Source organism: Burkholderia sp. AW33-5 (assembly GCF_053427615.1).
Map to the genome: position 1 here is coordinate 45,039 of NZ_JBSAXA010000003.1, position 22,686 is coordinate 67,724.

Here is a 22,686-nt window from a genome sequence, read left to right on the forward strand (position 1 = left end):
ATGTCGGGCCCAACATATGCTGGCCGATTTCTCATTTTTCATGATCGAGCTTAGCTCTTAATGAACACCGATTGATCTATAATCTTCCTTCGTAATTGATTGATACGCACCTGCACGTATTGATGCGTCGTTATTGCATATGAAATTATAAATCTTTCTTTCTCCTTTGTATATTGCGATGCCTGCGGAAAACGTTGGGCCTTCGTCCGTTTTAACGGTCCTGTCGTACAAATAGTATGCGTAGCCAAGCCGAGAGAATCGAATATGAGCCTCCCCGCCTCCCGCGTACGGAGCGCTGGAAAAATAAAATACACCCCTTTTTATTCCTTCGCCATCTGAAATCTGCAAATTTATTTTTCCATTGATTCCATTTCGATAGGTCAGAGTTCCATTTTCCGTCGATTGACAAAGCGATGAAACAGTCTTTTTAAGTTCACAGTTGAAGATTGCCACTTCTTTTGTGGTGCACAAACCTTCAGCGTGTGCGGCCACCATCGAAACAAAGGCAAGGACCGAAACTGAGATTGCTCGACAAACGTTCATAAATTAATCCTCCGAAAGGCCCAAGAGGGGTGCCACCTTATTGTAGCGGCGACGCCGATCCTCATAACCATTTTGTCCGCCGTTTACGATCTGCGTCACGTCGGCGACAGTTCCGTTATCAGAGGTCGAATTTAGATTTTTTCTTTCCCAAAAAACGAAGGCAGACTCAACGGCATATTCCAATCGAGACGCTACCAGATCGGGATTATTCACAAAGTCCTGCTGGTCAACGGGAAATCGTCGGTTATGCTTGTTCTGAAACGATTGATAGTCATCCTTTCCCGTAACTTGTATAAACCCGCGCCCGCGATATTTGTACCCATCACCACTATCTTCATCGCCATTCCCCATCCGGTTCGCGTATACGTAATTCGCAAGACGTTCTGGGTTATGGGAGTAATATGCCTCTTGACTCCAAAGCTTTTCCCGAAGCCGACCACGTTTGCAATCGTCGCATTTTTCGTCGTAGTACTTTTTGCCGCCCTTGCACCCGAATGTTTTTCGCATGTTCGTGGGCTTGTAGTCCAATCCTTCCTCAGAATCCCGCAAATGGCTCTCGTGTGCCGACTGCGAAATAAAATGCGCAATTCTTTTCGGTTTATTAACTCGATAAATCAAGGCATACTTATTTAGATAGGGCAAGATACTTTGATAGTATTTTGTCGAATTCGATGGCTCGACCGCTGTCAGCATGGCGAGCGTGATCAACTGACTTCCAAAGTGGAAGTTTGCGGCTAAGCCAATTGGGTGAATATGAAAAACCTCCGGCGCCGGAAAACCCGGCACCCCGGCCTTCACGTCATTCCACCATGCGAGCTTCTCGATCCGCTTCTGCTCTTCCCCATGTTGAGGCTTGGATCCCGTCTTCTTTTCCAGCTCGGCAATCAGTTGCGTCCATTTCGACGGGTTCGCCCACTCGCTCTCGTGCTTGACGATCAGTCGGGACGCGGCCTGCATCAACCACGGATATCCCCCGCGCCCGGCCTGCGCCAGCGTGCATAGTTCGTTAGCCGCCCGCTTGCCATCCCCTCATTTGGTGTTTTCCCTCGTTAATTCCAGAAAAAATTAATTACCTTCCGTAAACCACGAACGGTCCTTTTGGCGGAACCCCAACCCAAACTCCCTGCATTCCATTTCTAATTCGATTCAACACGAAGGCTCCACTGGAGACTCGGTCGGCACCCATTTCCAATAGGTAGCGCATCGCATCGGACACATTTCCTTTGAATGTAATTTTCTGATTTTTTTGGCATAACTGTAATTTCCGTTTAGACATTTTCCAGTCACCCCAATGGAATAATTAATGCCAAGATTGGCGCCGATTTTAGCAGTGCCAACAGCGGTATCGGACACATTTGATTCAATCGCATAGCACGAAAAATCACCCTTAAACAACACCGCGTCATTTTTCAGATTTGCCATCAAAAAGAAATCAGAGCTACTATTCAACGGGATCAGTTCATACCCGGTGGTTGAGAAGAGCAGTTCATTCTGTTGATCAAGCGCGACAATTTTTTGCTTGCTTGTCTCCGATGCCCCTTCAGGGCTACATCTAGCAATTCTGTACGAGCCGGCCTCAACACCCACAGCGTTTGCGCAGGATCCAGGGGGCAATCTCTTAAGCCAATTGTGGTTCGCAGTATAAATATTTAGGTTGACGGTATTAATGGAGGCCGAGACATCAAACTGATGCAGCTCTTGTCTTTGACAAATTGCGCCAACCGACCGTGTTTCTTCGACGGAGTCGTAGACATTCTTGTACAAACATTCAATATACAAAATTCCGCCAACAAACTCTATTGGCGCAAGAATCTCGTATTTATTTCGCGACCCTTCCGATTCTATTTTTAGCGCAATTCCAGATCCAATTACAGGTACTAAGCTGGATGATAGCGATGAATCATTCACGATAAGGTTATCGTATGTACCAAGTGGCTTGTCATCTTGGTAGAAAGAAACGGAATTGGCGTGCTTATTCGAAGTTATCCGCGCTTCGTATGTGTGGCCGTCGCGCGCAGAAAAGAACTTCAAAATTTCGGCGCAGGCGTCTAGTGGCAGAGTAACGGCGATAAACGTGCATACTATAAATTTCAGCATTTCACAGCCTCAAGAATCGACTTGAATCGAATTGCGAAAGAAGCAATTGCGTCGGCCTGATCAAGGCCATTAATAATCCTTCTGGCGTTGACGTAATCCTGTGCATCATCATTGACATAATCCGACAGTTTCTTGCCAGTGAATATGCCCCTTTCCATCCCGTACACAGTCGCCCACGCAGCGATTTCAGGTTCGAGCATCCGATCGGGTTCGTGAACGAGATCGACTCCGATCTGCTCTCCGATCGCCCGATAGTTATTTTTCCACGTTACCTGAACATACCCTCTTCCGCGGTAAGTGTAACCATCTCCTTGCTCTGTATTCCCGTTATCCTTTGCACGCTGCCGACGCTTTTTCGTATCAGCCAAAATAGGATCGTATTTGTTAAAGTAGCTTTCTCCTCCGCCCTCGGTCGTAGGTTCAAAATATATAAACTTTTTTACGTCCTTGTGATATTTTTTGGTCTCGAGTCTGGCTGTTCCTAGCATATAGGCAATATACGGAATATTGCACTCTTTATTTTTATACCTCTCGTAATAGTCGAAAATTCCTTGGATGAGAACCCTTAAGTTTTCCTTTGACGTGGCATCAAGTGGCTGAGTGCCACTCTCAAAAGAAACGTGTTGCTCTTCATATGTTTGCAAAAATACATCTACATTAATGCAATTGCAGTTACACTTGAAATTGCCCACTAACCCAATAGGATTGACGTGATAGACATCCGGCCCAGGGAAACCCGGTGTGCCGGCCTTGACCTTATCCCACCATGCGAGCGCCTCGATCCGCTTCTGCTCTTCCCCATGTTGAGGCTTGGATCCCGTGTGCTTCTCCAGCTCGGCGATCAGCTGCGTCCATTTCGACGGGTTCGCCCACTCGCTTTCATGCTTGACGATCAGTCGAGACGCGGCCTGCATCAACCACGGATATCCCCCGCGCCCGGCCTGCGCCAGCGTGCATAGTTCGTTAGCCGCCCGCTTGCCATCCCCTCTCGTGAACAGAGTGTCGTACACCTTGAGCATCAACGGGCTGAGATTCGAACGCGAAGCGATGTCGGCAACATTGGCGCCGCGCTCACAGTCGACCCACTTTGGGGTTGTCGCAAAGATCGTATGCGCCGGATCATGGGTATCCTCTATACACTCGAAGTCGATCCACTTGTGCGCGAATTCCCGCGTCACCCGCCCACTTGCATGATTGAAGTCACACACCCAGCCGTCGATTGGTTGACCTTGTGCATTCACGCCGTCGACGTGCCACCAGTTCACCGGGTAACCCGGATTAGGATTCGGATGCGGCTCGGGGATTCGTCGCTTCGGGTCACGCGCCAGTTCGGCGAGCGAATACACCTGAACCGCGTCCGTCTTTCTCGACTGCGGATCAGCGCCTGGAACGAACTTGTTATTCTGGGTACGTTGATACAGCACCGTGCCTGGCGCGATCCGCAGGATTGTTGGCTCGGATGGCAGGCCCAATGCCGCCCAGTCCTCTTTATGCGCTCCGTGCTCGTTGACCCATGACCGATATGGAAATCGAGTAACGACTTGTCGAGACGGTCGACCGGCTTGCTTTCCTTCGCGATCAGGTTGAGCAGCGCGTCCATGCCGCGCGCGACGCGTTCGTCGGCCGATGCCTCCGACAGCGTGTCGTTATCGCGGAACGCTTCGAGCGGACGCGCCTCGGCGACCGTCTTCAGGTTGATCTTGTTGCACAGCGCGGCGTAGACGCTGTCGTTCTCGAGCACAACGGTCTCGGCTGCCCCCTGACGGGATTCGTTCTGTTTCATTGCTTGTCCTGTCTGCGTATGTAACGCGATCTGGTTGCGGAATGCGGTAAAGGCTCGCTTGGGCCGGCCGCGTTCAGGCATGGCCTTCCGGTTGCGTCGCGGCCGTCGCGATCTGCGACAGCTCGCCGCGCAGCTTGTCAGACAGGCGCTTGTCCTTCAGGATCTTCTCGAACTCGCGGCGGAACGTGCCGTTGTCGAGCAGGTTGCTCTTCAAATCGCGCATCAGATTGCGCATCGCCAACATCGCCTGCAGTTCCGGGATCTGGCGCGCAACCTGTTCCGGCTCGAAGTCCTTCATCGAGCGGAACGACAGATTGACCGGCAATTCCGAGCCATCGCCGGCCAGGGTGTTCTCCGCGGCGATCTTGAGATCGGGCGCATAGTCCGCCAGGACCGCATCGAAGTTGTTCTTGTCGATGTTGACCTTCTTGCGCTCGGCCAGCGGCGCCTGCTCGCGGCCCGCGCTGAAGTCGCCCGCCACGAGCAGCTTCAGCGGCAGCTCGATCTTCTTCTGGGCGCCGCCCGTATGCAGATCCAAGGTAATTGAAACGCGACTTTTCGGAATTTCTCTCTGGAAGCTATCCATTTGCAATCCTTAATTGTTAATGGTCGAGCACGGCGCAGACGCACATCGCATCCGGCACGATATCGACGTGGTCGCTACCTTGCGCACGTGTGCCAAGCACCTGATGCAGGGTGTGTCCCGATCGATTATTCATCGTGTGGTCTCCGTTCGTACGGCGAAATCGAACGGGACTTATACATGGGAAACACGGCACACGTCAAAGCCTGTTGCGTATTCGCCTCGAAATAAAATCTTAATAAAACGTCAAATTACGTGTCTAATTTTTTATATTTAACGTTTATCAACATCAATTCAGACAAATCCTAGCGAAATCGCACCAGCGATCAATTATCTCGGTATTTCACATCGCAACTTATGCCCGTCAGGCAACGCCCACACCACTATCTCCAAATGGCAATAATTCCGTAATCTCAATAAGAAAAATCCAAACAAATGTGCCTTCACTGTTTTTCCGCCTCACCCACCGCCACGACTCCAATTAGTAAACCAAACTACTTGGCTATTTCACTACGCGATGAAGATCATGTATAGGCTTACGCCCTTGACCCGATAACGAACAAACAGACCATACTCATGCGGATCGATAAACCGCTGTTCCACGAGGGGCTCATCCTGACGCAGCAGCATTTCCAACAGCAGCAGCGTTGGGCCGAATTTGCGCTCCATCAATTCGCGACGGCTGCGCTCGCGCAACCGTGGGGCACACTGGGCGTCGAGGTCGACGAGGAAGCGCTGGCCACTGGCCGCATCAAGCTCACGCGACTCAAGCTTCGGTTTACGGACGGCACGCCGATCGATACGACCCTCGCCGATCCATTGCCTTCCGCGCGCGATCTGACTCAAGGCGTCCCCGCCGATCTGCAGAGCGTTGTCGTGCTCGCCGCGCTCGCACTGCCGAATGCGAACGGCAACAACTGCCGCTTCGACGAGGCCACACTCGCGCGCCCACGCCGCTCGTACCGGGAGTTCGTCAAGGTCACGGACCTGAACGGGACGGGAGAAACGGAGATCGCGGCCGAGCGCCACGCTGTGCGCCTGCTGTTCGACTTCGAGTCGCATGCGGACGACACGGTTTGCGCGATCGCACGGCTTACGCGAGGAACAAATGGCCAGTTCCAGATCGATCAGCGGTTCGTGCCGCCGTGCCTGACGCTCGGCAGTCATCCACTGCACCTTGAGCGCATCAATCGCCTGGCGGACATCCTGCATGCCAAGAGCCTCGCGCTCGGCGCGTGCCGCAGCGAGCGCATCGATCAGGTCGCCGAATACGGTGTCGCCGATGTGCAGCTCTTCTGGCTGCTTCACTGCATCCATGCCGCCTGGCCGCAACTGAGGTTGTTCGCCACCCACCCCGGCCGATCGCCGGAGCACCTGTACGCCACGCTCGCGCAACTGGCCAGCGCGCTGATGACCTTCTCGACTTCGTCTGATCTCACGGACATTCCGGCGTACGACCACGCGCGTGCCGACAAAGTGTTCACGAAGCTCGAAGCGATGATTCGCGACCTGCTCGACGCGATCATTCCGTCGCGCGTCGTGCCGATCGGCCTCACCCGCCAGAGCCCGACGACGTGGACCGGGCAGTTCCTCGACGAGCGGATCGTCGAAGACGCTGCCGACTGGTACCTGTCGGTCAATGCGCCGACACCCGCCTTCACGCTCGTCGAGCAGTTCCCGCGGCTCTGCAAGATCGGCGCGCCGGACGAAGTCGAACACATCGTCAATTCCGCGCTGCTCGGCATTCCGCTCAAGGCCGTACAGCGTGTACCGGCCGCGATTCCGGTGCGGCTCGACAACCAGTATTTCGCGCTCGATTCGAATGATCCGGCGCATGCGCGCATGCTCGCCGCGCGCGCCTGTCAGATCTACCTGCCGGCGTCCGTGCCCGACGCCTCGCTCGAACTCTACGCGGTGCTTCGCTCATGAACGCCCTGACTTCTGGCCGTAGTGAAGCGGCCCTCCCGCAGGAAGCGCCTGGCGCAGGCCGCGTGCCGGGTAGCGGTATCCGGGACCTGCTGAGCAATACGGCGCTGCTCGTCACGACGCTTGCGCCGGGCGGCCGGACGCGCGATGCGGACGAATTGCGCGAACACTGCGGACAGCTCATCAACCAATTCTCGACCGCGCTGCAGCAGCGCGGTTATCCGGACGACGTACGCAATGAGGCGCTAATCGCGCAATGCGGCTTGCTCGACGAGGTGGCGCTGCGGCATCTGCCGCTCGATGTAAGGTCCGAATGGGCCGGGAAGCCGTTGCAGGTCGAGCGCTTCGACCTGCACGATGCCGGCGAGCGCGTGTTCGACCGGCTCAAGGAGCGCATGCGAGAAACACCGCCGCAGACCGATCTGCTCGAGTGTTATTCGGCCATCCTCGGGTGCGGTTTCGTCGGCCGCTACGCCCGTGATGCGCTCGAGGGGGAAGCAAAGCGCGCGGCGCTGATCGATTCGTTGGATGCCCGGTTGAACAAGCTCCGCCCATCGTCGGACCGGCCGTTCATCACCGATCGCGCCGGCCTGCGCCTGTCCGACTGGTTCTACCGGCTGTCCCCGTGGGCGATCGCGGGTTTCGCTTGCATAGCCGCGACGATCGTCTGGGGTGCATGGGCCACGGGGCTCGACATGCAGGTTGCGCAACTCGTATCCGCAAAGGTCGCCCGGCCGTGAAATCCGACCTGCCTGTCCTGTCCGCGACATCGGCGCCGGCACCCGACCATCCTCACGAGGGGCTCGGCTACCCGTTCCGAGTGATGACCGTGTTCGCGACCGCGTCGGCGCTTGCGTTGATCTGGCTTGTGCTGCCGCTCGAGCGCGGCATGGTCTGGACGCTCACGGCGATCATCGGGCTCGTTGCCGTCGCGCTTATCGGGTGGCGCAGCCACCAGTTGTTCCGCGTGCGTGAGCAAAGCGCACACATACTAGCGGCGCTCGGTGAGGCGACCGTGGATATCCCCGTCAAACTTCGCACGCGCATGCCGTTGGTGCTCGTGACGGGCGACGGCTTGTCGGCGCTGTTCAACCGAGCTGGAGAGGCACGACATGCGCACGTCGGCGACGGCGGGATCTGGCTGCGCGTCGACCGCGTGCAGGATCTGCCACGGCTGGCCGTGGCGGTCAGGCAGTGGCGCGATGGACGCGCGCCGGACGGCGTCGTGCTGACGGTCGCGCCCGCCCTGCATACGGGAACGGACATGCTGACGCAACAACTGCGTGCCGTACGGCAGGCGTTCGCCGATGCGGCGCGCATGCTTGGCGTGAGATTGCCCGGGTATGTTGCGGTCTATCAGCGGCTTACGACCGGCCCCGCCAGTCCCGCGATACCGCAGTGGTACGGGGTGTCCTCCGCTACCCGCCTGGTGGACGCGGGCCGTTTCGAACCGGTGATCCGTGCCGCCGAGAACGAGATGCAGCACGCGGCCGGAGAACAGACCACGGCGGTTCGCACCGCGGCCCTCGCATCGATCATCGGATGGACGCAGCGGGTCGTGATCGGCGCACTGACGGATCGTCATCATCCGGCGACGCCCTCGACACTGTTCGGCGCCGGCTGGATCGACTGCGGCCCCGAGAGCGGAACGGAGAACCCTTGGGAACGTGATGTCGAGATGCAGACCCGGGTGATGCGGGCCGATGCCAGCGCCTCGCCACTGCCGTGGCCGCTGCCGCAACCGTTGATCGAGGCGATGCCTCACCGGCATTGGATATCGCCACGCATGGCGGCCATCGCTCATGCGCTCGCGTTGCTGGCGTGTGCGGCCGCTGTCGCCTTCTGGGGCGCCGCAAAAAACAACGAGGCGTTGCTGACGCGTATCAGCACCGATCTCGATCGGTATTCGATGACCCCGGCCGCGCACGATGCCGCGAAGCGCGACGCATTGAAGGTCCTCATCGCCGATCGCGACCGGCTCGACTTGTATGCGCGCACGGGTGTTCCGCTGCGCCTGTCGTTCGGCATGTACCGGGGCATGCACGTGATGCCGGCGCTGAACGACGCGATCGCCTCCTACGAACCGCCCCCCGCCCCGCCGCCGCCCGCCGTCATCACGCTGGACAGCATGTCGCTGTTCGACAGCGGCAAGTCCCGACTGAAGTCGGGCACCACGCGCGCGATGGTCGGCGCGCTCGACATGATCAAGGCGCATCCCGACAAACGGATTCTCGTCGCGGGCTACACCGACAACGTCGGCAATCCGGATAGCAACCTCAAGCTTTCGACGGCGCGCGCGCAAGCCGTGCGCGACTGGCTGATTGACGCGTCTGGTATTCCGGCCACGCAGTTCGCCATCCAGGGCTACGGCGTGACGCGGCCGATAGCGGACAACGACACGCCCGACGGGCGCGCGCGAAACCGACGCGTCGAGATCACGCTGATCCCGGACGTCGGCAAATAGAAACAGTTTTACCCCCGGAGCAAACCACTTCGGGATTCTGAGGCTCGGGGGCTGACTCCGGGTATTGGTAGTAGTACGAAAAATGGAGTGAAAGATGGCAATTCCGGCATATATGTGGCTCAAGGACGACGGTGGCGCCGACATCAAGGGATCGGTGACGGTTCAGGGCCGCGAAGGCAGCGTCGAGCTCGTCGAATTCGGTCACGGCGTGCACATCCCGACCGATGGCAACACGGGCAAGCTGACTGGGACGCGCGTACACAAACCGATCACGCTGACCAAGGAAACCGACGCGTCGACGCCGTACCTGTACAAGGCGGTAACAAGCGGCCAGACGCTGAAGTCGGTTGAGATCAAGTGGTACAAGATCGATGACGCGGGCAAGGAAAAGGAGTACTTCAACACCAAGCTCGACAACGTGAAGGTCGTCGCCGTGAATCCGGTGATGCACGACATCAAGAACCCGGACTACGAGAAGCACAACCACCTCGAGAACGTGGAGTTGCGCTACGAGACGATCACCTGGTCGTACAAGGACGGCAACATCATCCACAAGGATACGTGGAGCGAGCGTTCCTGATCCTGACCAAATGGTCGGAACCGACTGGCTCCCTGGCGGTTCCTTTGCCGGCCTGACCGATTCAGGCTGGCCTTTTTATATCCGCGGGTGGCGCGCCCAACGGCTGCCGCCGCCCCAATCCCGACCGCCCTGTCATGACTCTGCGAGACACCACTCACTTGCTCCGCCAGCTCAATCCGCACTGCGCGAAAACACTCGAGGCGGCCGCGAGCCTATGCCAGGGTCGGCTTTCGGACGAAATCACCGTCGAACACTGGCTGCTGAAGCTGATCGAGGCAGGCGACGGCGACATTTCGGCGGTCCTGCGACACTACGGGATCGACATCGATGCCGTCTGGAATGCGCTGATCGCCGCGATCGAGCACCTGCCCCGCAACCTGCGCGGCAAGCCGGCGCTTTCGCCGCAACTGGCAACGATGCTGCAGGACGCGTGGCTTCGCGCATCGCCCGAGGGTGACGATGCGTCGATCCGGTCAGGTAACCTGTTGCAAGCGATCGTCGACGCGCCGCACGTGTTGCGCGCTCAGAATGCATGGCCGCTGCTGTCGGTCAGCAGCGCACAGATTGAGCGGCTCCTGCCGCGTCTCGCGCACCGCTCCTGCGAAAGCAGGCTCGACGGACACGAAGCCGATGCCGGCGAGCCGGTCACGGCGATGTCGAACGATGCGCGTGCAGGCGCGCCCACGGCTACCGAAACGCAAGCGCCCCGACGGACGACCGAGGGCGACGCACTCGCCCGCTTCGCGATCGACCTGACCGACAAGGCCCACAACGGCCGGATCGATCCGGTGTTCGGCCGCGATCGCGAGATCCAGCAGATGGTCGACGTGCTCGCGCGGCGGCGCAAGAACAATCCGATCCTCGTCGGCGAGCCAGGCGTCGGCAAGACCGCGCTCGTCGAAGGCCTCGCGCTGCGCGTCGCAGAGGGAAGCGTGCCGAACGTGATTCGAAATGTACGCATCCTCACGCTGGACCTGGGTTTGCTGCAGGCCGGCGCCGGCGTGAAGGGCGAATTCGAGCAGCGCCTGAAGAACGTGATCGACGAAGTGCAGGCGTCGCCCGTGCCGATCCTGCTGTTCATCGACGAAGCGCACACGCTGATCGGCGCGGGCAATGCCGCCGGCGGCGCCGACGCCGCGAACCTGCTCAAGCCCGCGCTCGCGCGCGGCGAGCTGCGCACGATCGCGGCCACTACGTGGTCCGAGTACAAGGAATACTTCGAGCGCGACGCCGCGCTCGAGCGCCGTTTCCAGATGATCAAGGTCGATGAGCCCAACGACGACACAGCGTGCCTGATGCTACGAGGGCTCAAGAGCCGATACGCGACATACCATAATGTGCACATCAGGGATGAGGCGCTCGTCGCAGCGGTCAAGCTCTCGCGCCGCTACATTCCCGCGCGGCAGTTGCCGGACAAGGCGGTCGACCTGATCGATACGGCCGCCGCCCGCGTACGCATGGGTCTGGAATCCCCGCCGGCGGAGCTGCAGCGAGCACGGGCCGCGGTCTCCGCGCTGGAACTGGAAGTCGACATGCTCGAAGCCGATCAGCAAGCCGGTATCGACGGTGCGGACGCACGCCGAGCCGCGCTTGACGCAGCGCTCGCAAACGCGAAGGCAACGCTGGCTGATTTGCACGCGCGCTATGAGCAGGAGTGCAAGCTCGTTCAGGCGCTGCACGAACAACGCGACCTCGATCCATCCAAGCGCGACGACGCGTCGCTGGCGCACGCACGCCACGCGCTCGCCAGCGTGCAGGGCAAGGCGCCGTTGATCTTCGCCGACGTCGACGCCCAGGCGATCGCGCGCGTGGTCGCCGAATGGACCGGCGTACCGGTCGGCAATCTGGTCGAGGATGAACTGCGGAGCCTGCTCGCGCTCGAAGCTCAGCTCGCCACGCGCGTGGTCGCACAGGACGACGCGTTGGCTGCACTGGCCGAAAGCCTGCGTACCGCGAAAGCGGGACTCAAGAACGAGCATGCGCCGCTCGGCGTCTTCCTGCTCACCGGGCCATCGGGCGTCGGCAAGACCGAAACGGCGCTGGCTCTGGCCGACCTGCTGTTCGGTGGACAAGGTGCGCTTACGACGATCAACATGTCGGAGTACCAGGAATCGCACACGGTGTCGCAGTTGAAGGGCTCTCCGCCCGGCTACGTCGGCTATGGCCGCGGCGGGATCCTGACCGAGGCCGTGCGGCAACGCCCGTACAGCGTCGTGCTGCTCGACGAAGTCGAAAAGGCGCATCGCGACGTGCTCGACCTGTTCTATCAGGTGTTCGACCGCGGCATGATGCGTGACGGCGAAGGGCGCGAGATCGATTTCCGCAATTGCGTGATCCTGATGACGTCCAACCTCGGTAGCGTCCAGATCGACGAGGCGACTGCCGACGATGCCGAAACATCGCAAGCCGACCTGATCCGGGCCATTCATCCGCAACTCGTGTCGCACTTCCAGCCGGCTCTGCTCGCGCGCTTCCAGACACTGGTTTACCGGCCGCTCGACGTGACCGCACTCGCTTCGATCGTACGTCTGAAGCTCGCCAAGATCGCCGACCGCTTGCGCAGGCAGCATGAGGTCGAGCTCACGTGCGACGACTCGCTGATCGGCGCAATGGCCGAGCTGTGCCGTGCTCGCGAATCCGGCGCGCGCAATGTCGATGCATTCCTCAATCAGCGCATTCTGCCCGCCGTGTCCCGTGAGTTGCTGGCGCGTATGGCTGCCGGCAACACACCGGCCCGGATCTTGCTCGCGAGTTCGGCCGACGGCAACGTGACGATCGACTGCGTCGATCGCGACAACGCTGTCGTCGGCCATCCGGCGCCCGCGGCGATGATCGCATAACAGGAGCGACACCGTGCCGGCAGGCCCATCCCTTTATGACATGCTGCTCGGGCAGATCGGTGGCGAACCGCTCGATGCGTACGACGACCGAACGCTGGAATGCCTGAGCGTGCAGCAAAACGTGCGGCGCATCCTGAACACGCGCGCCGGCGCGCTCAAGCATCTGCCTGACTACGGTCTGCCGGACCTGACGAACATCTACAAGGCGCTGCCGGCGTCCGCGCACATGCTCAAGGAGCAAATGGAAGCGACGCTGCTGAAATTCGAGCCACGCATCCGTTCGATCGACGTCGAGATCCTCGAGAACGACGACCCCGGCGTGCTCGTGAGTTTCGAAATGACGTGCCATCTGAAGAAGGCCGGACTCGTTCGGTTCGGCACGTACTTCGAGCCGCCCGGGCGGATGCGGTTGGAGCGAATGCAACAGGCGAAATCCGGCAGATATTGACCGTTCCACAAATCGCGACATCACCGAAGTGTGGCCTGCTTTCAGCAAGGAGCGGCCGAGGACGCCGACGTCAATCGCGTTGCCGTTCAGGCTTTCGCCGACGGGCGTGGCCGCCTGGAAGTGCTTCCACTCAATCGTGTACGGGCCGGTCCTTCAGCACGCCGGGAACCACACCGTCCGCCGGGCTTCACGGCAAGTCGTTCGAATGATTCCTCGACAGATATTTCGTGCACGAAATAAATCCCGGACTATATTTCGCATACGAAATACCTACCCGAACGAGGACGGCCATGACGTCGGAACCTGTCGAGTTTTGCGCCGCCGACGGCTATACGCTGAGCGGCACGCTGTGGTCGCCGGACGCGCCGCCGCGCGCGCTGGTGTTGATCCATCCGGCCACCGCCGTGCCGGAGCGGCTGTACGCGGGCTTCGCGCGCTTCCTGACCGAACGCGGCTTCGCGGCGCTGACCTACAACTATCGCGGCATCGGCGCGTCACGGCCCGCGCGGCTGCGCGCGCTGCAGGCCCGCATGCGCGACTGGGTCGAGCTCGACGTCGGCGCCGCGATCGCGTGGGCGCGCAATGCGTACGCGGGGTTGCCGCTGGTGGCGGTCGGGCACAGCGTCGGCGGCCACGCGATCGGGCTGTCGGCCGGCACCGCGCACCTGCGCGCGGCCGTGCTCGTCGCCGCGCACGCGGGCAGCACGCGGCTGATTTTCCGCGCGGCCGAACGGCTGAAGGTGCGGCTGATCCTGCGCGTGCTCGGGCCGCTCGCATCCGCACTGCTCGGCTACGTGCCCGGCAAGCGGCTGGGGCTCGGTGAGGACCTCCCCGCCGGCGTGTTCCGCGAGTGGAGCCGCTGGACCACGTTGCCGCGCTACTTCTTCGACGATCCGACGCTCGGCGCAGCCGAGCGCTTCTCGAAGCAGCAGTTGCCGATTCTCGCGCTCGGCTTCGACGACGATCCGTGGGCGAATCCGCCCGCGATCGACCTGCTGGTAAGCTACCTGACCCGGGCGGCCGTCGAACGCCGCCAGATCGATCCGGACGCCGCGGGCAGCGGGCCGGTCGGACACATGGGCTTCTTCCGCAGCCGGCCAGGCACCGTGCTGTGGCCAGCAGTCGCCGACTGGCTCGCGCAGGCGCTCGACGCGCCGCGCGCCGCGGGTCGCCCGTCCCTTTCCATTGCAGCCGGGAACCGAGCTTGAGCGAAGACCGACGACTGTTTTTCCTGTTGAACATCGGCCAGCGGCGCGTGCAGCGCTGGGTCGACCGCAAGGCCGAGACCGATGCGCGCGCCAGCGCCGCGCAGGCCGGCGTGCTGTTCTGCCTCGCGAGGCAGGACGGCGCGCTGATCGGCGAAGTCGGCGCGGCGCTGCAACTGGCGCCGTCCGCGATGACGGGGCTCGCCGACCGGATGGCGAAGGCCGGCCTGCTCGCGCGGCACGCCGATTCGGACGACGGGCGGGCAACGCGCCTGTTCCTGACCGACGAAGGACACGCGGCGCTCAAGCGCGCGCGCGTGGTGCTGCGCGAGCTGAACGGCAAGCTGTGCGACGGGTTTTCCGACGAGGAACTCGACGTCGTCGCGCGCTGGCTCCACGCGTTGCAGGACCGCTTTCCGGCCGATCGCTGAACGGCGCCGGCGGTGCGCTGCATCGGCACGATGCCGCGTAATCGATAGCGATTCCGATTCGCGCTTTCGATTCGGTTTCCGAACTTTCAGGCGGCAAATTTTGCGTTCCGGATCCGCTGCTTCGGCAACGCTTTCCGGCTACGTCCTGTTACAAAAAATTGCCTGCCGCGCCGCATATCGATCGCCTACATTGCTATCCACTTCGACGCATTCGTCGTATGCACGGACTGCCTTCCCGTCGCGTCCGTATCCCGGGACGCACCCGACAAGTAACGAAAACGAACAGGTGTCTTGACCGACGTGCTGGCGGCATCCAGCACACGCGGAGTGCGATGACTGAAGCGGCTTCCTGAACGACACGATCCGACGCGTGGCACGGCATCCATTGCCGCCGCGTACCGGCGCGCGACGTGCCGCTGTTCCTTGACATCGCCGCCGCACGTGAACGAGGAGCAGTCCCATGCGACGCACGATGGTGTCCCACTCGCTTGTCACCCGCCTCACCCGCCTGTCCGCCGCGACGGCAATGGCGATGGCCGCCGCCGCGGCCGCGCATGCCGACCCCGTGGTCGTGTCCGGCCCGAGCCCGTTCGCCGCCTGCACCATCGGCGGCCCCGGCACGAACTACGTGAACGCCGAGGTCGAACCATGGCTCTCGGTCAATCCGGCGAACCCGACCAACATGATCGGCGTGTGGCAGCAGGATCGCTGGTCGAACGGCGGCGCCCACGGGCTCGTCGCCGGCTATACGTTCGACGGCGGCGCGACCTGGGCGCGCACGCCGCAACCGTTCAGCGCCTGCGCGCCGGGCGGGCTCAAGTACGAGCGCGCGTCGGATCCGTGGGTGTCGTTCGGGCCCGACGGCACCGCGTATTCGGTATCGATCTCGTTCAACCAGTCGAACAACGGCAATGCGGTCGCCGCCTCGGTGTCGACCGACGGCGGACAGACGTGGAGCAGCCCGGCCGTGCTGATCGCGAACGACGAACCGACGACGCAGTTCTTCAACGACAAGGAATCGGTGACGGCGAACCCGGTGAAGGCCGGCACGGCCTACGCGGTGTGGGACCGCCTCGAGCTGCCGAACGGCAACCCGTACGCGAACCTGCACACGCAGGCATATCGCGGGCCGACGTTCTTTTCGAAGACGGTCGACGGCGGCAAAACGTGGAGCAGAGCGAAGGTCATCGTCAACGTGCCGTCGCGTCAGCAGACGATCGGCAACCAGATCGTCGTCGACCCGAAGACCGGTACGCTCTACGACTTCTTCGACCTGATCCAGCCGCCGTTCAGCAAGGCGGCCGGCAAGGTCGCGTTCATCAAGTCGACCGACGACGGCGCGACCTGGACGAAGCCGCAGGTGATCGCCGGGCTGCAGACAGTCGGCGTGACCGATCCGAACACCGGCGAACCGGTACGCACCGGCGACATCATTCCGGAGCCCGCGATCGATCCGGCATCGGGGCAGCTGTACGTCGTCTGGCAGGACAGCCGCTTCAACGGCGGCAACTACGACGAGATCGCGCTGTCGACGTCGAAGGACGGCGGCGCGAGCTGGAGCGCACCGCTGCAAGTGAACACGCCGACCGGGCGTGCCGCGTTCAATCCGTCGGTGCGCGTCGACAATGCCGGCTCGGTGATGGTCACCTACTACGACTTCCGCGACCTGCAGGCCGGCAATACGACGACGCTGCCGACCGGGTTCTGGCGCAAGATCTCGCATGACGGCGGCACCACGTTCGCCGACGAGCGGCGCGTCGGCGGCCCGTTCGACATGAAGCTCGCGCCGAACGCGGAAGGCTTCTTCATCGGCGATTACCAGGGGCTCGACGTGCTGCCGTCGTCGTCGTTCCACCCATTCTTCGTCCAGACCAACGCGGGCAACCTGACGAACCGCACCGACGTGTTCTTCGCGCCGTGATGCGCGCATGAGCGCAACGCAGCGCTGCCGCGACGTCCCTCGCGTCGCGGCAGCGTGCCCGCATGCGCGTCAATGCATGTCGGTCAGCACGATGCGGCCGTCGACCTTCCCGTCGCGCAGCCGCGCGAATATGTCGTTGATGTTGCCGAGCCGGTCGCGATGGATATGCGCGCGCACCAGTCCGTCCGCCGCGAAATCGAGCGATTCCTGCAGATCGCGACGCGTGCCGACGATCGAGCCGCGCACCGTGATGCCGTTCAGCACGGTCGAGAAGATCGGCAACGGGAAATCGCCGGGCGGCAGGCCGTTGAGCGCGACCGTGCCGCCGCGCCGCACCATCCCGAGCGCCTGCGCGAACGCGCTGCGCGACACGGCCGTGACCAGCACGCCATGCGCCCCGCCGATCTCCTTCTGGATGACCTTCGCCGGATCGTCGGTCGACGCATCGATCGTCAGTTGTGCGCCGAGCTGGCGCGCAAGTTCGAGCTTGGCCGGCGACACGTCGATCGCCGCGACGTGCAGGCCCATCGCGCGCGCGTATTGCACAGCCACGTGGCCGAGCCCGCCGATACCGGAAATCGCGATCCACTGGCCCGGACGCGTGTCGGTGACGCGGATGCCCTTGTAGACCGTCACGCCCGCGCACAGGATCGGCGCGATCTCGTCGAACGCGACCTGCGCCGGCAGATGGCCGACATAGTCTGGATCGGCCAGCACATATTCCGCATAGCTGCCGTTGACCGAATAGCCGGTGTTCTGCTGCCCGTGACAAAGGGTTTCCCAGCCGGTGTGGCAATACTCGCAGTGACCGCATGCCGTGTAGAGCCAGGGCACGCCGACGCGGTCGCCCTCGCGCACGTGCGTGACGCCCGCGCCGACCGCCGCGACGACGCCCACGCCTTCGTGTCCGGGAATGAACGGCAGCGTCGGCTTCACGGGCCAGTCGCCGTCGGCGGCGTGCAGGTCCGTATGGCAGACGCCCGACGCCTTGATGTTGACGAGGATCTGGCCTGCGCCCGGCGTCGGGATCGGCACTTCCTCGATGCGCAACGGTTCGCCGAACGCGTGCACCACGGCCGCTTTCATGGTTTGAGTCATGCGTCGCTCCTGTCTGGTCGATGACCGCGCCAGTATCCGGGCTCGAAACCGCAACGCATTGATACGCATCAACGGGGCAGAAATCCTGCGCGGCGGCGGATTCATCGCGAGACACGGTTCCCCGCGTCGCCGGCCCCGCTGCCGGTTTGACGTACCGCCTCTGTTTTCTCGGCCATTTCGGCAGGTTGTCGGAAACCCCGTGGCCCACCGCCGTTCCGCTTGGAATTCGAAATGATATAACATATCATTTCGCGAGCTCGTCCACCTGCAGCCGTTCCATCCGGGTGGCCGGGTTACGCCGAGTCATATCCAAGCGGGTCACTGCGCGCCGCAGACGCAACAATATATCGTATCTAGACGTGACCCACATGACTCGTTTCCCGATCCGATTCCAACCGATTCACCGACCATGCGCGACCTCCCTCGTCTACCGCTTCGCCCGCTCCCGCCCGTTTCGCTGATGCTGTTCGCCGCCGTCGCGCACGCGCAAGCCGATACGCCCGCCTCGTCGACGCCGACGCATACCACGCCGCTCGCGCCGATCTTCGTGACCGCGAACCCGCTCGGCGACACCGAGCTGATCTCGCCGACCGTGCAGCTGTCCGGCGACGCGCTGACGCGCCGCCAGGCCGATTCACTCGGCGAAACGCTCGATGGCCTGCCCGGCGTGTCGACCACCACCTACGGCCCGATGGTCGGCCGCCCGATCATCCGCGGGATGGACGGCGACCGGATCCGGCTGCTGCAGAACGGCGTCGCCGCCTACGACGCGTCGTCGCTGTCGTACGACCACGCGGTGCCGCAGGATCCGCTGTCGATCGAACGCGTCGAAATCGTGCGCGGGCCGGCCGCGCTGCTGTATGGCGGCAACGCGGTCGGCGGTGTCGTCAACACGATCGACAACCGGATTCCGCGCGAGGCGATCGAAGGCGTGACGGGCGCGCTCGACGCGCGCTACGGCGGGGCCAATTCGATGCGCGCGGGCGCCGCGCAGGTCGAAGGCGGCAACGGCCGCTTCGCGTTCCATGTCGACGCATTCGACCGGGAAACGAGCAAGCTGCGCATTCCCGGCTACGCGCGCAGCAGCCAGCAACGGGCGATCGACGGCCCCGACACGCCGCAACCGTACGGCAACGTGCCGAACAGCGACGGCCGCGTGCATGGCGGCGCGCTCGGCGCGTCGTACACGTGGGCCGATGGCTTCGCGGGCCTGTCGTACAGCGGCTACGAGTCGAACTACGGCTCCGTCGCCGAGGACGACGTGCGCTTGCGGATGCGCCAGGAACGCCTCGCGCTCGCGTCCGAGGTGCGCAACCTGAGCGGCCCGTTCACGAAGCTGAAGTTCGACTTCGCGTACACCGACTATCGCCACAAGGAAGTCGACAACGGCGCGACGGCCACCACCTTTCGCAACCGCGGCTACGAGGCGCGCATCGAGGCGCGGCATCGCCGGATCGGCCCGTTCGAAGGCGCGATCGGCGTGCAGTTCGGCCAGAACACGTTCTCGGCGCTCGGCGACGAATTGCTCGTGCCGTCCACGCGCACGAACAGCGTCGCGCTGTTCGGTCTCGAGGAATGGCAGGTCGCCCCCGCGCTGAAGCTGAGCCTCGGCGGGCGCTTCGAGCACGTGAAGGTCGATCCCGATCCGGCCGGCGTCGAGAAATTCGCGCTCGCACAGCCGCGCGACTTCAATGCCGGCAGCGTATCGGCCGGCGCGCTGTTCTCGCTGACGCCCGTGTGGTCGGTCGCGGCGAACGTCGCATACACGGAACGCGCGCCGACCTTCTACGAGTTGTACTCGAACGGCCCGCACGACGCGACCGGCCAGTTCCTGATCGGCAACCCGAACGCGTCGAAGGAAAAGGCCGTGTCGACCGATCTGTCGCTGCGCTATGCAAGCGGCCCGAACCGCGGCAGCGTCGGCGTGTTCTACAACCGCTTCTCGAACTATCTGACCGAGTACAACACGGGCCGCATCGTGAACGAAGACGGCGAACCGGTCGCCCCCGGCGCCGGCGATACGCTCGACGAAGCAATCTATCGCGGCGTGCGCGCCGAATTCTACGGCGTCGAACTCGACGGCAAGTGGCGCGCGTTCTCGCGGCGCGGTCACACGGTCGACGTCGAACTGACCGCCGACTACACGCATGCACGCAACGTCGACACCGGCCAGCCGCTGCCACGCATCGCGCCGCTGCGCGCGACGCTCGCGGCCGATTATGGCTACGGCCCGTTCGGTGCGCGCGCGCAGGTCACGCACGCGTGGTCGCAGCACCGCGTGCCCGACAACGACTTTCCGACCGACGGTTACACGTCGCTCGGTGTGATGCTCACGTACAAGTTGCGTGTCGGCGCGACGCACTGGCTCGCGTACCTGCGCGGCGACAACCTGACGAACCAGGAGATCCGCTATGCGACCTCGGTCGTGCGCGGCTTCGCGCCGCAAGGCGGCCGCAGCGTGATGGCCGGCCTGCGCACGACGTTCTGATCGCCGGACGGCCCGCGGCGCCGGCCGCGGGCCGAATCGGGCGTTCCCCAACGTCCGACCGTAAATGCGCGATTCACCCGTAAATCGAGAAACATGCCAATCGGACGATTTGAGAAACCGACCGGCACTTATTAACTTTCTGCAAAAAAGTGGATATTTATATCCGCGTATGAACGCGACGATCATCGACGATTCCCGAGCGTTTCTCCGGATCGAGAACGCCCGACCGGCGGGGGATTCCAGCAAAAAAGAATAAATATCAGGGTTTTCGATGGGTAAAGAAATATCCGGCATTCCCGTTAATGACGGCACGGGCCTGCACGCGGTCGAACAATAAATTCCCATCACCAACCACTCGCACGGGGGCGCATCGTGAAAATCGCCAGAATAACCATCAAGACAAAACTGCTTGGCGGCTTCGGTTTGCTCGCCGTGGTCGTCGTGATCGTGTCGGGCATGGCGCTGAAAGCGCTGTCCGATACGAACGACGAGTTTTCCCGATACATGAACGGCGTCAACGCGCGCGCAAACTTGTCCGCGCAAATCCGTACGGCGGTCGACCGGCGCGCGATCGCCGCGCGCAACCTGGTGCTCGTGACCACGCCTGCCGACATCCAGATCGAACTGGCCGAAGTGCAGCAGGCGCACAAGGACGTGCAGGACCGTCTCGCGAAGCTGAAGGACATGATGGCGAACGCGACCGACACGACCGATCGCGCGCGCGAACTGGTCGCCGAGATCGGGCGCATCGAAGCGAGCTACGGGCCGGTTGCGCTGAATATCGTCGGGCTCGCGCAGGCCGGCAAGAAGGACGAGGCAACCGCCGATATCGACAATCGCTGCCGTCCGTTGCTCGCGCAACTGGTTCGCGCAACCGATGCGTACGCAACCTATACGCACGAGCGCGAAGTCGCGATCGCGCAGGCATTCGCGGATCGCTACGCGATCGAGCGCAATCTGCTGCTGGCCATCTGCGCAATCGCGATCGTGGTGGCGGCCGGCGGCGGCCTGTGGCTGACGCGCAGGATCACCGCACCGATCGTCGCGGCGGTCGACGTCGCGCGCACGGTGGCCAACGGCGATCTCGGCAGCCGGATCAGCGTGAGCGGCAACGACGAGACGCGCGACCTGCTCGACGCGCTGCGCACGATGAATGCGCGGCTGATCGACATCGTCGGTCGCGTGCGCGATTCATCGAACAGCATCGCGCATGCGGTGGGCGAAATCGCATCGGGCAATCTCGACCTGAGCCAGCGCACCGAGGAACAGGCTGCATCGCTGCAGGAAACCGCCGCGACGATGGAGGAATTCACGTCGACGGTGCGCCTGAACGCGGAGAACGCGCAGCAAGCGAGCACGCTCGCCGCGAACGCGTCGGACGTCGCGCTGCGCGGCAGCGCGGTGGTCGGCCGCGTGGTCGATACGATGACGGAGATCGGCCACAGCTCGTCGAAAATCGCGGACATCACCGGCATCATCGAAGGCATCGCATTCCAGACCAACATCCTCGCGCTGAACGCGGCCGTCGAGGCGGCACGCGCGGGCGAACAGGGCCGAGGCTTCGCGGTCGTCGCGAGCGAGGTGCGCAGTCTCGCGCAACGTTCGTCCACCGCCGCGAAGGAAATCAAGGAACTGATCTCGGCATCGGTACAGACGATCCAGGACGGCTCGGCGCTCGCGGGCGAAGCCGGCAAGACGATGTCGGAGGTGACGCGAGCCGTCGCGCGCGTCACCGACATCATGGGTGAAATCGCGGCCGCGTCGGCCGAACAGAGCCGCGGCATCGATCAGGTGAACCTGACGATCACGCAGATGGACGAGACGACGCAGCAGAACGCGGCACTCGTCGAACAGGCCGCGGCCGCGTCGAAATCGCTCGAGGCGCAGGGGCGCGATCTGTCGGAGACGGTGTCCGCGTTCCGGATGCCGGCCGGCGAACATGCAGTGTCGGCACGCGCACGCACGCATGCGGCCGACGGCGCATCGCGCCGGCAGGCTGCCGCCGCGTAACGCGTCACGCATCACGCGTCGCTCGAAACTCGATGCGCGGCCGCGCGGTACGCGGTCCGGCCGCGCATCACCCCCGCCTGCCGGCGACGGTCGTCGTGCTCGTTCGAACCTGAAACGCCAGGTGTCGCGCGGCACGCATTCTCTGGCGCGTCGACCACGCGCATCGCGCTCGATCGAAGCAATGTCGATCGACGCGGAATACGATCCCCTTTCTCCGGGACCGCAATTTCCGGTCCCGCCCCGTACGCGACACGGCAAGTAATGAACCG

Annotated in this window: 17 protein-coding genes and 2 pseudogenes; 11 read left to right on the forward strand and 8 right to left on the reverse strand. The window is 62.3% G+C overall.

The annotated features are described in order from the left end of the window. Window positions 1–57: 57 nt before the first annotated feature. From ACV22V_RS06910 to tssB, 6 genes and pseudogenes are all read right to left on the reverse strand, one after another. A complete protein-coding gene (locus tag ACV22V_RS06910) occupies window positions 58–543 on the reverse strand; it encodes a hypothetical protein (protein WP_448013341.1) in 486 nt (161 codons plus the stop codon). Between the two features lie 3 nt (window positions 544–546). Beyond that, on the reverse strand, window positions 547–1,500 hold the full coding sequence (locus tag ACV22V_RS06915) for a glycoside hydrolase family 19 protein (RefSeq protein WP_448013342.1): 954 nt from the start codon (window positions 1,498–1,500) through the stop codon (window positions 547–549). Window positions 1,501–1,689: 189 nt separating this feature from the next. Beyond that, a complete protein-coding gene (locus tag ACV22V_RS06920; RefSeq protein WP_448013343.1) occupies window positions 1,690–2,640 on the reverse strand; it encodes a hypothetical protein in 951 nt (316 codons plus the stop codon). Continuing rightward, the gene (locus tag ACV22V_RS06925; protein WP_448013344.1) at window positions 2,634–3,986 is read right to left on the reverse strand and encodes a glycoside hydrolase family 19 protein; all 1,353 of its coding nucleotides are present in this window, start codon (window positions 3,984–3,986) and stop codon (window positions 2,634–2,636) included. Before ACV22V_RS06925 ends, ACV22V_RS06920 begins: the two co-directional genes overlap by 7 nt. A 170-nt stretch (window positions 3,987–4,156) precedes the next feature. After that, window positions 4,157–4,423, reverse strand: a pseudogene (locus ACV22V_RS06930) (type VI secretion system contractile sheath large subunit); the annotation flags it as partial. Window positions 4,424–4,496: 73 nt separating this feature from the next. Beyond that, window positions 4,497–5,009 carry a type VI secretion system contractile sheath small subunit gene (gene tssB / locus ACV22V_RS06935; RefSeq protein WP_059700463.1) on the reverse strand — a complete coding sequence of 171 codons (513 nt, stop codon included), beginning with the start codon at window positions 5,007–5,009 and terminating at the stop codon, window positions 4,497–4,499. 573 nt (window positions 5,010–5,582) lie between these two features. Here tssB and tssK point away from each other — a divergent pair. The 6 genes from tssK to tssE all read left to right on the forward strand — a co-directional run bounded on the left by tssK (window position 5,583) and on the right by tssE (window position 13,264). Further along, window positions 5,583–6,935, forward strand: coding sequence for a type VI secretion system baseplate subunit TssK (gene tssK / locus ACV22V_RS06940; RefSeq protein ID WP_448013345.1), 1,353 nt, complete (start codon window positions 5,583–5,585; stop codon window positions 6,933–6,935). Beyond that, on the forward strand, window positions 6,932–7,672 hold the full coding sequence (locus ACV22V_RS06945; RefSeq protein WP_448013346.1) for a DotU family type IV/VI secretion system protein: 741 nt from the start codon (window positions 6,932–6,934) through the stop codon (window positions 7,670–7,672). The genes tssK and ACV22V_RS06945 overlap by 4 nt, the downstream gene beginning before the upstream one ends. Further along, window positions 7,669–9,396, forward strand: a complete 1,728-nt coding sequence (locus ACV22V_RS06950) for an OmpA family protein (protein ID WP_448013347.1) — start codon at window positions 7,669–7,671, stop codon at window positions 9,394–9,396. Before ACV22V_RS06945 ends, ACV22V_RS06950 begins: the two co-directional genes overlap by 4 nt. Before the next feature lie 94 nt (window positions 9,397–9,490). Continuing rightward, window positions 9,491–9,976, forward strand: a complete 486-nt coding sequence (locus ACV22V_RS06955) for an Hcp family type VI secretion system effector (RefSeq protein WP_059690140.1) — start codon at window positions 9,491–9,493, stop codon at window positions 9,974–9,976. A gap of 134 nt (window positions 9,977–10,110) precedes the next feature. Beyond that, window positions 10,111–12,816 (forward strand): type VI secretion system ATPase TssH, encoded by a 2,706-nt coding sequence (gene tssH, locus ACV22V_RS06960; protein WP_448013348.1) that lies wholly within the window; start codon window positions 10,111–10,113, stop codon window positions 12,814–12,816. Between the two features lie 13 nt (window positions 12,817–12,829). Continuing rightward, window positions 12,830–13,264: a type VI secretion system baseplate subunit TssE gene (tssE, locus tag ACV22V_RS06965; RefSeq protein ID WP_059700474.1), complete on the forward strand. Its 435-nt coding sequence runs from the start codon at window positions 12,830–12,832 to the stop codon at window positions 13,262–13,264. 42 nt (window positions 13,265–13,306) lie between these two features. Here the strand turns inward: tssE and ACV22V_RS06970 are convergent. Continuing rightward, window positions 13,307–13,408, reverse strand: a pseudogene (locus ACV22V_RS06970) (ABC transporter substrate-binding protein); the annotation flags it as partial. A gap of 146 nt (window positions 13,409–13,554) precedes the next feature. Between ACV22V_RS06970 and ACV22V_RS06975 the strand changes: the two are divergent. The 3 genes from ACV22V_RS06975 to ACV22V_RS06985 all read left to right on the forward strand — a co-directional run bounded on the left by ACV22V_RS06975 (window position 13,555) and on the right by ACV22V_RS06985 (window position 16,821). Beyond that, window positions 13,555–14,472: an alpha/beta hydrolase family protein gene (locus ACV22V_RS06975; protein ID WP_448013349.1), complete on the forward strand. Its 918-nt coding sequence runs from the start codon at window positions 13,555–13,557 to the stop codon at window positions 14,470–14,472. Then, window positions 14,469–14,900, forward strand: a complete 432-nt coding sequence (locus ACV22V_RS06980; protein ID WP_059690144.1) for a MarR family winged helix-turn-helix transcriptional regulator — start codon at window positions 14,469–14,471, stop codon at window positions 14,898–14,900. Before ACV22V_RS06975 ends, ACV22V_RS06980 begins: the two co-directional genes overlap by 4 nt. Before the next feature lie 460 nt (window positions 14,901–15,360). Next, complete coding sequence (locus ACV22V_RS06985) at window positions 15,361–16,821, forward strand: sialidase family protein (RefSeq protein ID WP_059525551.1); 1,461 nt, start codon at window positions 15,361–15,363, stop codon at window positions 16,819–16,821. A gap of 69 nt (window positions 16,822–16,890) precedes the next feature. On the opposite strand, the gene adhP is transcribed toward ACV22V_RS06985, so the two are convergent. Continuing rightward, window positions 16,891–17,919 (reverse strand): alcohol dehydrogenase AdhP, encoded by a 1,029-nt coding sequence (gene adhP / locus ACV22V_RS06990; RefSeq protein WP_059819131.1) that lies wholly within the window; start codon window positions 17,917–17,919, stop codon window positions 16,891–16,893. A gap of 460 nt (window positions 17,920–18,379) precedes the next feature. Between adhP and ACV22V_RS06995 the strand changes: the two genes are divergently transcribed. Both ACV22V_RS06995 and ACV22V_RS07000 read left to right on the forward strand, forming a co-directional pair. Then, a complete protein-coding gene (locus ACV22V_RS06995) occupies window positions 18,380–20,407 on the forward strand; it encodes a TonB-dependent receptor (RefSeq protein WP_448013350.1) in 2,028 nt (675 codons plus the stop codon). 372 nt (window positions 20,408–20,779) lie between these two features. Beyond that, window positions 20,780–22,417, forward strand: a complete 1,638-nt coding sequence (locus tag ACV22V_RS07000) for a methyl-accepting chemotaxis protein (protein WP_448013351.1) — start codon at window positions 20,780–20,782, stop codon at window positions 22,415–22,417. Window positions 22,418–22,686: the final 269 nt, after the last annotated feature.